Genomic DNA, 10772 nt, shown 5'->3' on the forward strand with positions numbered 1-10772 from the left:
GGGAATTCCAGGTCGCCTTCCTCGAATTCGATCCATACCCCAGCCCCGCGATCCGGAATGAATACCAAACCTTGCTGGTCAGCTCCACCATATGGAACGCACGCTTTAGCCCAGCCCGCCACCACGTCGGTACCGAGGACGCTCGGCACGCGCACCGTAAGCCGGCCTAGCCCCTTCGGGTCCTCGTTGTCGACGACAATGCCTCGGTACTTGCCATAGTGGCGGCGTTCAACCTTCTCCACCAAGTCGGCGACAACGCGTTCCAGATCCATCATGGGGTCCTCCTCAGATCGGCAGTCCGGGTAGTAATCCACCGCCGTCGGCAGAGAAAGTCTCGCTTCCCGTCGGCATCAGGGCGTTGCGCTGGACGGTAAAGACCTGTGTATAACCGCCTGGCTCAAAGACGTGGGTGACGCGCGTGATGTAATAGACGCCGCTGAAGTTTTCACCGATCCCCTTGATGGTGACGGTTTTTCGCGGCATGAGGATGGTGCCATACTGGTTGGCGGCCACCTCGCCCTCCCCTGTTACGAACCACTCGCCGTTGTCGTGCAGGCTCTGGCACAGGGCCTCCATTTCGGAGCGTCCGGTGGTGATGGTCTGGTTGAGATGTGTTGGTTCTTTTCTCATGCCCGCAGGCAGATAGACGGTGGCCGCTTTCCCCCCGAGTGCCTTCTGGGCGGCACGGTCCACAGTCGTGTCAAGGACTTCCTTGGTCAGATGATCAATCTGGGACATCGCGATCGACGATGGCACCAGCGCGTTCGCTTCGATGGTGAAGTGCGTGACCGTGGTTTCCTCACCGCACTGCACGTTCAGGACCGGTTGCGGACGTCCTGAAAGCCCGGGCGGCCCGAAATGGGCGGTATTCCCCCTGATGTAGCATTCATAACCGTTGCGCCGGGCGAGGCGTTTGAGGAAGCGGATGTCGGTTTCGCGCTGGATGATCGTGGAGACTTCGCCGCTGTGGATGATTCCTGTGTCGGTGACCTGCGAACTTAGGCCATAGGTCCCGAAAATTTCCGCGGCGATGTCGCTGTCCTTGCGGTTAGGCCAGTCTTTGAGCACAACCCGCCGGTCCATCAGCACGCTCGCGTCCATGGCCCAGAGCTCCAACTGGCATTGGTCGGGGGTACCGGCAAACTCCGGCCGCACATGGGTTACGAAGCCGGAGAAGAGCTTTTCGTCGTCATCTCCAAGCCCGGCTGTGACGGCGACTCGCTGCCAGAGCTGGAACCGCTCGTCATCAAGGTAGGGCCAGGTGCCGTCGTCACGCTGGAGCACCGCAAGGGTGATTCGGCACATCCCTGCGAGTTCGTCGTCCAGTTCAACTTCCAGACTGACCAGGTCGTCGTACAGCCCGGGGAGCTCTGTGCCGCCTATCTCGATGCGTAGCTTCTCCTGCTCCATGCCTGCCCCTACGCTCTCACCGGTGGAATGACGATCTGCCGGCCCAGCTGCCCGACCTCGACCGGCGGCCCGATTTCAAGTCCTGCTGCCCGGATAGCCTCTATCAGGGTCTCGGCGGCGGTGGCACGATTGTTATAAGTCACCAGGAGCGTTCGCTTGAAGCGCTCTTGGGTAATGGGAACTTTCCTCACGGCCCGTGGCCCGATTTCCACAGGTTCGATGGTGGTGAGGTACTCGACAGTTTCCTCGATGGCGACGTCCTCGACGCCGGCAAGCCCGAACAGGGCGCGAATCAACTTTGGCCAGTCAGGAGAATTGCCGCCGGGCGATGCGCCCAAAGGGAAACGCGTAGTGACGACCGGTTCCTGCCCCAGTAACGCAAGGGGGGAAAGAAACTCCGGATTGGCGTCGCAAATATGCCACCAGAGCAAGGGCTCCTCGTAATACTTGTACGCCAGCTGGTCCAGCCGCTCACCTTCCGAGACGACGTGACGAAAGCGTCCCGGCGTAGCGGGCAGGGCCCGCAAGTCCGTGGCCGCAGATACCCTTCCCCGGGCATCCGGGGCGGGCGGGACGGCGGACGTGCGGTAGCGGGAATATCGGTGTGCCATCACGCTCACCCCGGGATCACTACGTCGGCGACGTCGCCGATATTGGCCAGATTCAGGACCGACATGGTCTCAGTCATAAGCCGGGAGTACGTGTACGGCGCGTTCTTTCCCTCGATCACCGTCAGGCTAACGGCGACATTAGCCCGGACCGGATTCAAATCCGCGCTGAACTCCGTCTCGGTTATGTGGATGCTGTTGATGTTCACCGGCAGCACCCGTTTTCGGCCGAAGATGAACAGAATCAGAGGCGGGTTGGCGCGCCGGGGATGGATGTAGTCTTTCGGCTGGCCCAGCAACTCGCTGACCACACCGCCCAGGACGCCCTCGCCTTTCGGGCAAACCATCAGCTCAAGGGTGGACAACTGCGGTGCAATTCCGAACTGCTCGGCGATGCCGTCCCGTTCGTCCAGTTTGTCCGTTGCATCCAGCCGCACATCGAATCCGATCGTCTGCTCCTGCACGGTAACGAGCTGGTTCTTGCGAAGTTCGTCCAGATCCTCGAATTGTTTGCGGCCGTGGAAGTCTCGCAGCGGCCTCGGCTCCGGCGGCGTGGGATTCGGGTAAGCCCTCGTGGCGCGTGGCGCCGGCTGGGCCATAGGCGCGAAGGTCAGCTCCCTGTTCCGTGTGAGCTGCAGCGGATTGTATTGGAAAGCTACGAGCAGCGGCGGAACACTCAGGCCAAATTCCACGAATGCGCCGTGCAGGATCCGGGGCTTGCTGGGAACGCCGCTCATCGGATCACCACCCGGCCCTCAGGCTGCCGCTCGTTCCAAAGCTTGCCGAGTTTCTCGAACTCCCGGCGGGTACCTAGGCGTATATGGCGGGCGTTGATAGTGCCGCCGTCTGCGGCCGCAAGAAACGCCGCGTTAAGGACGATGTTCTTGATGTTGCCCCCCGCGAGGGGAAATTCCCGTGCCAGCGTGGCGACGTCGACGTCGTCCCCTATGGGCGCTTCTGCGGGAAAGTGCGCTTCCCAGATGCGTTGGCGGTGGGCGGCGTCCGGAAACGGAAAATCGACGACATATCGAATGCGGCGGGTGAAGGCCTCATCGAGGTTGGTGCGAAGGTTGGATGCAAGCAACACGACGCCCTCGTGTTCGTCCAGTTGCTGCAACAGATAGCTCGTCTCGATGTTTGCATAGCGGTCGTGAGCGTCAGCAACCTCGGTGCGTTTGCCGAATAACGCGTCGGCCTCATCGAAGAACAAAATGGCGTTGCTGCTGCGCGCCTCCTGGAATATGCGGAAAAGGTTCTTCTCGGTCTCCCCGATGTACTTGCTGACCACGCCTGACAGATCGACCCTGAACAAACTCAGCCCAACCTCGCCGGCCAGGACTTCGGCGGCCATGGTCTTGCCGGTACCGGGAGGGCCGGCGAACAGAGCGGTAAGGCCCTTTCCGTGAGCGAGTTTCCGTCCGAAGCCCCAGAGCTCGTACACCCTATGGTGGTAGCGCACTTGGCTGCAGATCTCGCGTAATTGCGCGGTCTTCGTCTCGGGCAGAACCAGGTCGTCCCAGATGTAACGAGCGTCCACCTTGACCGCAAGGTCGCCAAGGTTCTGGTTGGACTGGCTCCGGCAGGCCGCCGCCAGATCCTCGGCGCTCGGCGCCGGGGCTCCTGGTCTGCGGCGGCTTTCCTGTTCGGCAACGGCGATTGCGTCACGGATCCTCGCGGGGGTAAGCGCGAATCGAACGGCAAGGTCTTCGGCCCAATCCGCCACCTCAGGTGTGCGTCCGTTCAGCTGCCGGCGCCATATCGCGGCGCGTTCGGCGACATCCGGCATCGGGACCTCCACAGTCTCGAAGTGCGCACCGGCGAAAACGTGCCCGCAGGTCCAAGGCACGTCGCCGGCAATGATGACGGGACCTCCGGGCTCGTCGGCCAGTTGGCCCAACGACTTCAGCGCTGCCCGGGCGGACTCGCCCAGGATCAGCTCTCCCCGCTCCAGATACAGCGCGCTGTGCTGCAGGGCAGCTTCCCGGAATGCCCTACCCATCAGCTCCCGCTGCTGCTCAGGAGAAGATTCCAGCAGTGCCCTGCAATCAAGGACGAGCATGGACAGTTCCGCGCAGGCGCACAGGCGCAACGCCAAGGAGGCTCTGCCGACGCCAGCGGGTCCCTGCAGGTAGAGGACCTGCCGGCGCTGCCCCGGCAGCACCGGATCGAGCCGGACGGGCGCCGCTGTTCCGCCGATCGGCTCTGCGTCCGACACTGTAGCGGATGCCGGCGCCTGCAGCCGCGCCAGGCCGGCCAGGCGGGCGTCCATCTGCGGATCACCAAGGAGGAATTGCCGGATCCGCGGGTCCAGCCGCAGGAACTGGGCGAGCCCGCTTGACCCGGACGGACTGTGCGGGTCCTCCACGGTCTGCAGCAGTCCCCGCCGCAGCAAGGCGGACGTACCGCTGAACACCTCAAGATTTTTCCAGCGTTCATCCTCTGTCTCGCAAAGCAGGTCCAGGACCAGGTCCACGCTGGGCCGTTTGCGTGTGATGTCGTCCTGCAGGTAGGCGTAGAGGCGGTCATATTTGGCGCGCAACTCCGGCGCCAGGCAGATGACCACGGCCTGAAGCTCGAATTCCGAGAGCCCGAAGAGGTCCGCCAGGCGCGGCAAAGCCAACGGAATGCCAGCTTCAAGGCTTGAACGGACCGCACAGTCGATCTGCTCGGACAGCCCGTGGAGGGCCTTCCGCATTGCCGCCTCGGCTTCCTTGTCGGCTCCGGCGCCGCCCGCCCCGTCCAGCAGCCACCCGACTTCGCCGGGCGAGATGTAGACCGTGCGCTCCAGCTGGGCCTGGGGCTCCTCCTGGTTCAGAAGTGGCAGGGTCAGTGCTCGGAGCCTGATCCGCATGTCCAGCCTGCGCAGCTCGTCACGGATGTGCCCGTAACTGTTCGCATACGCGGCCCCGGTTACGCCCTCGGTCATGCCACCACCTCGAACAAAAAAGTCCGCCGGAAGGCGGCCGCGATGTCCACCTGCACCTCGTAGACACCGGCCTTCAGGCCGTCCGGAATCGTGGCCGCAACGGTGTCTCCGGCCGGCTCCGCCGCATCGAGGATACTGTGGCCGCCGATTTTCGCCGTGACTTTCCACCCTACGATGTTCTGGCCAGTGAACATGACGGCAGTGCCGGCCGGACCACGATCCGGTAACACATCGAGGATCAAGGGAGGCTTGGCCGGCTGCCGTACCCCGGGAACTCCGACGGTGCGCACCCGCTGCGGAGCCGGCTGCGGCGTATCCGACAAAGCGTCAAGCTGGACGGCGGACACATGGTAGAGAACCGACAGCCGGAAGGGCCGGGAAAAGGTTGCCCAGATCCGGCTCAGCTCCTCCGGATCAAGTTTCCTGCAGACAAGCTGCAAGTCCTCCCGGGCCTCCGCCAGCCCCGGCTCAAGGAGGTCTCGCGGGATGGGGGAGTTTTGGTGGAACACCCGCATGGCTTCGCCCATGATCTCCTGGGCTGTGACGTTTCCGTTGACGGCATCGTTCGGAGCATAGACCGTCATCAGATAGAAGAGGCTGAGTGAGAGCGGCGCCGGAATCAGCTGATTACCGGGCCCGGCGGTCGAGTCCTGGTTGGCTAGATAATCGCTTTCCTCAACACGGTAAAGGAACAGGTTGATACGCCTGCTGCTGCTCGGTTCGTCGGGGGCAAGCACCGTCACGTCGACAACCGGGCTCAGCCGCATCTTTGCGACCAGCAGGTTGCGCAAGGATGCGCTGACCATGCCGATGGCTGTCGAGGCGCTCATCGCAGCAGTCCCGTCTGCCATCGCCGCAGATGCCTGCGCTCCCAAAAGGCCGGACTGCCGCTACGTGAATCCTCGCCCATGGCCGGGACCCCAAGAACCTGCGGAACAGGCTGCCGCGGTGGCAGTGCCGTTGAGTCCTGCCCGTCTCCGTGCGATGCCTCCGCCTCTGCAGACCCGACGTGAGACAGGTCCGGGCGGGGAACGCCCTGCACCGGTCTGCCCGAACTCCCCCGCCCTGCATTGGCCGCGCGCAGGCTTCGCTCCGCGAGGGCACCGTCACGGCGGGCCGGCGCGGCTCTCGGATCTACGGCGGCGCGCGCCGCTGCCTGGTTCCCGCTCATCAGGTCCGGCAGAAACCGGGCCTGAGCCGGCGTGAAATCCGATTTCTGGCCGACCGGTGTTCGGTATAGGGCAGCCGCGGGCTGCACAACGGCGGATTCCGCCGGCCCTAGGACGCCCGGGCGTGGCGCTTCGAATCCGCGAGGTACATCAGGGGGCGCCAGCATAGGCGACGGCGGGAAACCCCCGCTGGCGCCGGGGGCAGGTTTGCCGTGGAAGGTGCCTTCCGGCTGTTCCTGACCGTGGGCGGGGTGATGTCCGGGCAACACGGCGGGCGGCCGTCCGGGACCGACGTCGTCGAACGCCCCGTCGTCGAACGCCCCGACGGGATGCACCCCGTCGTCGAACGCCCGGGCGGGGAGCGTCGAAGGGTAACCCGGATAGAGGCCGGAAGCACCAGTTGCAGGGGCATGTGCGTGTGAAGTGCGTTGTTCGGTAGATCCGGGAATGATCAGCGCCGACCGGCCCGGCTTGTTGCCGACGAGCGGCTTCGCGCCGGGGTCCTTGTGTGCATGCACCGGTGGGTCTCCCCCGCCGGGGCGACTCTCCGTCAGGGGCTGACTGTCGTTGTCGAGGGGTCGACCGCCGGAGAGCCCCACCATCCACGCCGCCGACGTGTCCGCCGGCAGGGTTCCCGAACGTTTGTCCGCCGGCGGGCGGCCGGCATCGGACTCTGCCGGGTCCATTGGCTCCGGTTCCATTCGCCCCGCCTCCTGGGGCTCGCGTTCCACGGGCCCTGGTTGGAAGGGTGCGGGCTCGAAGGGCACGGGCTCGAACGCCCCATCGGGCAAGCGGGAAACGGCGTTGGACCTCCACACTGGATGGGGGAATGCGAATCCCGGCGTCAGGTCCGGCGCGAAATCAATGGCGTATGCGGCGTCGGGCTGCCCGAGGAGCCGCCCGACGCCGCTGCGGTAGCGGAATCTCCGGGCGCCGTCGGCCAACACGCGGCGGAGATAGCCTTCATGCATCATCATTGAGCTTCTCGATCTCATCGGCCAGGACCTCAACGTAAGTGCGCCGCCTGTCGCGCGTCATCGCCATGATCTCCTGCTCGCTCCAGTGATAGTGGTAGGCAAGGTAGTGAACCTCGCGGTAGAGCAGGTCGCTGTGAACACGAAGCTCGCCGAAGAAGAACCGCTGCACATCGAATGGCACCAGGAATTGCCGGCCGCACTCGACGCAACCGGCTTCCATCACCTGCTCGATTCCGGGCGCCAGCTCCTGCATCCGCTCCTCGATTTCGGCGCGGGCCAACGGCGAGAGGGCACCGATCCGGTCCTCCCCCGGCGGTGAGAATCCTCCGATGGCCCTGACACACCGGGTCAGCAGCAAAGTCAACGCCTGGGCCTCGTTCACGGACAGCCACTCCGAGAGTTCCTCCTGGTCCGCGCCGGTGGGCAGGCGGAACCGCACCTCCCGGCCGGCATCGTCACAATCTTCCGCCGCAGCCTTCGACAGTGTCATTGTGTAGACAGGGCCCTTGTCCGCGAGCTCGAATACGGGCACCTGCGCCAGCGAGAACTCGACCGACACCCGTTTTCCGCAATCTGCCCACGGACAAACCAGCCCGGCGCGCACCCGGTCACCGAATGTCGCCTGCCGCAACCGCAGCAGCAAGAACTGGCGGTCACCCACCAGCAGCTGCCTTGCCACTTCCTCGCGTACGGGGCTGAGGCCCCCGACGCTACTGACCCTTCGTGAGAGCACCTCGGTAACCAGCTCGGCGGGCAGACGGTCCGTCGCCTGTACCAACAGTTCTTCTTCACGTCCCGTCAGTGGCGTCAGCTCAAACCGGCTGTGCAGCGTGCCGCCGCCATCCCAGTAGCCGCCCGGCAGCGTACCGGCCAGTGTATGCATCGCTCACCTCGCTTGTTCCAGCGGTCGCGTTTATGGATCATGGCGCAACAACACCAGGCTCCGGGTCAAGTCTCCTTGGGCTCGGGCACGGAGACGTCCCGAACCCAGCCCTCATTTTCGAGTTTCACCGTGGTGATCATGACCGCGTTGGCGCCCGCGTCAAGCTGGGGCAGGGCCTGGTATTCCGAGACCCAGCACCGGTACACGTTGTAGGCCATGACCTTTTGACCTTGGTGATTGAACACTTCGATGCTGATGTCCTTGCGGAAGCCCGCCAGCGACATCGCGGCATCGCCCTTGAAATTGTTGACCCTGTTGGCCCACTCCTCGAACGTGGTGTCGTGGGTGACTCCGGCTTCCATGGTGATCGGGTCGTACTTGGTCTTGCCCGGAATCTGATGCGGGCCGCTGGAGTCACCACCCTCGTACCAAGCGGTGACCTCCGTCGTCCGTTTCAACGCCCCGCATTTGTTCAACGCGGCCACGTACTGGCCATCCCACTTGATCTTGAACCTGTAGCCCAGGTAGGGGTCGAACCTCGTGCTGTTAACGGTGAACCTTGCCATGGCCGTGTTCCTCTCCGAATAGGTCCGCAGGTCAGCCGGAGGCCTGGCCGGCCTTTTGGCTGATCCGGACGACGACGAACTCGGCCGGCTTTACTGGCGCGAATCCCACCTCGACATTGACAATGCCCAGATCGATATCTGCCTGCGTTGTCGTATCGCTGTCGCACTTGACATAGAACGCTTCCGACGTCGAGGAGCCCTGGAAGGCTCCCCGCCGGAAGAGTGTTGTCATGAAGGAGCCGATGTTCAGCCGCAGCTGGGACCACAGAGGCTCGTCGTTGGGCTCGAAAACCGCCCACTGGATTCCGTTGTAGATGCTGACGCGCAGCATCATTGCCGTCCGGCGGATCGGGATGTATTTCCACTCCACGTCCGACGGTCCAGCGATCGTACGCGCACCGAAGACGACAACGCCGGTGGCCGGGAAACGGCGCAGGGCGCAGACGCCTTTCGCATTCAAATTGCCGTGTTCGACGTCGCTGAGGTCCGTGCCAAGACCGACGACTCCGTTGACCGTGGCCTCGGTTCCAGCAGGAGCCTTCCAGACTCCCCGGGACGCGTCGATGCGTGCGTAGAGACCCGCCACATGGCCCGACGGCGGCAGCATCACCGGTTCCCGTGACCGCCCGGTCGGGTCCGGCGCCTTGAGCCAGGGGTAATACAGTGCGCCGTAGGAGCTGGCGGTCAACCTGCCCCGGTACTTCACGGCCTCATCGGCAGAGCGAGTGTCGCGGGGCGTTTCCCCGATGAAGAAGATGTCCTTCAACGGGCGGTTGGCACAGTAAGCCGTGCCGAGATCCATCACGTCAGCCGAAGTCTCGCCGGGCACGGCCAGCAGGCTCACATCCGTCACCGCGTCCAGTTTCCGGAAGGCTTCGTCAAAGGTTCCCGGTGTCACCGGATCGCCGCCGTTTTCCCCTGCCGTGACCGCGAGGACGACACCGCCCAGCTCTGCGTCCCCGACCTGCACGGACTGGGCGTTGGCAGGGCGTTGGACCGCGGAGCCGTCCTCGGCAACGGCGTCGTCGGCGAGGAGCTTAAGCAAACCCGTCCCATCCTGCTCCAGGGCCTTGCCGATCCGCACCGACGATGCTGCCCTGGATGAGCCCGAATGCAGGACCAGCCGTTCCGGTCCTCCGGCAGGCCCTGCCGTCTCTACCGCGCAGGTGAAATTCTCAAAGGCTTCCTTGTTGGAGGCCCTATTGTTCTTCAGTGCCCGCACCGCTTCCTGGATCGCGCCTGCGACCCCCGCAAGATCCGCCGCCCCGGCCGGAGCGGGCAGCACCACGTCGTGGAAGCCATCGCCGTCGAGATTGATCCGGAAACCCCGCTTATCACCGAGCGGGACCGCGGCGCCGGCTCCACCGCGGTATACACCCTTTTGTACCTTGTTGGGAGCAAGCATCCGGGCGGTGATGAGGCTGGACTCATGCTCCAGGACGGCCTCCACGAACCGGTCCGAGGACTCATCACAGCTGAGGTCGTCGAAGTCCTCCAACGTTGGACTGCCGGCGAAGTCCGGAGCAATGACCTCGGCATCGGGCTGTCGGCGCACGCTTATCCTGAACCTGTTACCCGGATCCGTGGAGGCATCCTCGATCTGCAGGACGAGGTGGTTTCCCCAGGCCCCCGCATCCTTCGCGGAAAAAGTGATCCCTGGAGCCGGCTGAGCGGCCCGGTTAGCCACCGTCACGTCCGCCACCACCGCATCGCTGAGGACGACGCGCACGATGTAGCACTGGCGACCACCGTTGTTGAAGTACGCGAAGACGCTCTGAGCAAGGTAGCTGTCCGGAACGAAGCCTCCGTACAGACGCTGGAACGCCGGCCAGCTGGTTACCCGGGTGGCTTCCGCCGATCCCTTCTCAGCCAGGCCGACGAACGCCGCCGTGGAGGTTCCCGCTATCTCCAGGGGCCGCGCACCGCTGGAGACTTCGTCAATGTACACGCCCGGATACGTCAAATTCGGCACGTTGTTTCTCCCGCCGTAGTCCGAACAGATCCGGTCGCGCGCCCGAACGGGACAGCCGCTCAGGCTTGAGTCGTTTCCTTGTCTGTCTTCGCTTCTTCTTCTTTTTTCGGTGCGGCCTTCGCCGCGGCTGCAGGCTTCGAATCCCGGCCGCCCGCAGCGCGGGCACCGGCTACCACCTCGATAATTCCTCGAGACACCAGCGAATCAACCGCCTGATTGTCCTGAACTTCGACTTCCGCGAATTCCTGCGATACCTGGCCG

11 protein-coding genes are annotated in these 10772 nt (G+C 64.2%); 1 reads left to right on the plus strand and 10 read right to left on the minus strand.

What is annotated here, in order from left to right:
• The 6 genes from AC1D1W_RS18175 to AC1D1W_RS18200 form a co-directional block, all read right to left on the minus strand.
• Window positions 1-275: phage baseplate assembly protein V (locus AC1D1W_RS18175; protein WP_476944422.1), on the minus strand; the 275-nt coding region annotated here is incomplete at its 3' end.
• Between the two features lie 10 nt (window positions 276-285).
• Window positions 286-1410: a phage late control D family protein gene (locus tag AC1D1W_RS18180; RefSeq protein WP_476944423.1), complete on the minus strand. Its 1125-nt coding sequence runs from the start codon at window positions 1408-1410 to the stop codon at window positions 286-288.
• Window positions 1411-1418: 8 nt separating this feature from the next.
• Window positions 1419-2030, minus strand: a complete 612-nt coding sequence (locus AC1D1W_RS18185; protein ID WP_243178838.1) for a hypothetical protein — start codon at window positions 2028-2030, stop codon at window positions 1419-1421.
• Window positions 2027-2755: a hypothetical protein gene (locus AC1D1W_RS18190; RefSeq protein WP_243178840.1), complete on the minus strand. Its 729-nt coding sequence runs from the start codon at window positions 2753-2755 to the stop codon at window positions 2027-2029. The genes AC1D1W_RS18185 and AC1D1W_RS18190 overlap by 4 nt, the downstream gene beginning before the upstream one ends.
• Entirely contained in the window at window positions 2752-4944 is a 2193-nt protein-coding gene (locus AC1D1W_RS18195; protein ID WP_243178880.1) for an ATP-binding protein, read from the minus strand. Before AC1D1W_RS18195 ends, AC1D1W_RS18190 begins: the two co-directional genes overlap by 4 nt.
• Entirely contained in the window at window positions 4941-5819 is an 879-nt protein-coding gene (locus tag AC1D1W_RS18200; RefSeq protein ID WP_476944424.1) for a Pvc16 family protein, read from the minus strand. Before AC1D1W_RS18200 ends, AC1D1W_RS18195 begins: the two co-directional genes overlap by 4 nt.
• 506 nt (window positions 5820-6325) lie before the next feature.
• On the opposite strand from AC1D1W_RS18200, the gene AC1D1W_RS18205 reads away from it, so the two are divergent.
• Complete coding sequence (locus AC1D1W_RS18205) at window positions 6326-6535, plus strand: hypothetical protein (RefSeq protein WP_243178882.1); 210 nt, start codon at window positions 6326-6328, stop codon at window positions 6533-6535.
• A gap of 541 nt (window positions 6536-7076) precedes the next feature.
• Here AC1D1W_RS18205 and AC1D1W_RS18210 read toward each other — a convergent pair.
• From AC1D1W_RS18210 to AC1D1W_RS18225, 4 genes are all read right to left on the minus strand, one after another.
• Window positions 7077-7973 carry a T4 family baseplate hub assembly chaperone gene (locus tag AC1D1W_RS18210; RefSeq protein WP_243178892.1) on the minus strand — a complete coding sequence of 299 codons (897 nt, stop codon included), beginning with the start codon at window positions 7971-7973 and terminating at the stop codon, window positions 7077-7079.
• A gap of 65 nt (window positions 7974-8038) precedes the next feature.
• Window positions 8039-8539 (minus strand): phage tail protein, encoded by a 501-nt coding sequence (locus AC1D1W_RS18215; RefSeq protein ID WP_243178900.1) that lies wholly within the window; start codon window positions 8537-8539, stop codon window positions 8039-8041.
• A 31-nt stretch (window positions 8540-8570) separates the two neighbouring features.
• On the minus strand, window positions 8571-10487 hold the full coding sequence (locus tag AC1D1W_RS18220; protein ID WP_243178912.1) for a phage tail sheath subtilisin-like domain-containing protein: 1917 nt from the start codon (window positions 10485-10487) through the stop codon (window positions 8571-8573).
• A gap of 83 nt (window positions 10488-10570) precedes the next feature.
• Window positions 10571-10772 (minus strand): hypothetical protein (locus AC1D1W_RS18225; protein WP_476944425.1); only part of this gene is annotated, 202 nt, incomplete at its 5' end.

The organism is Arthrobacter sp. P1_B4 (assembly GCF_056406555.1).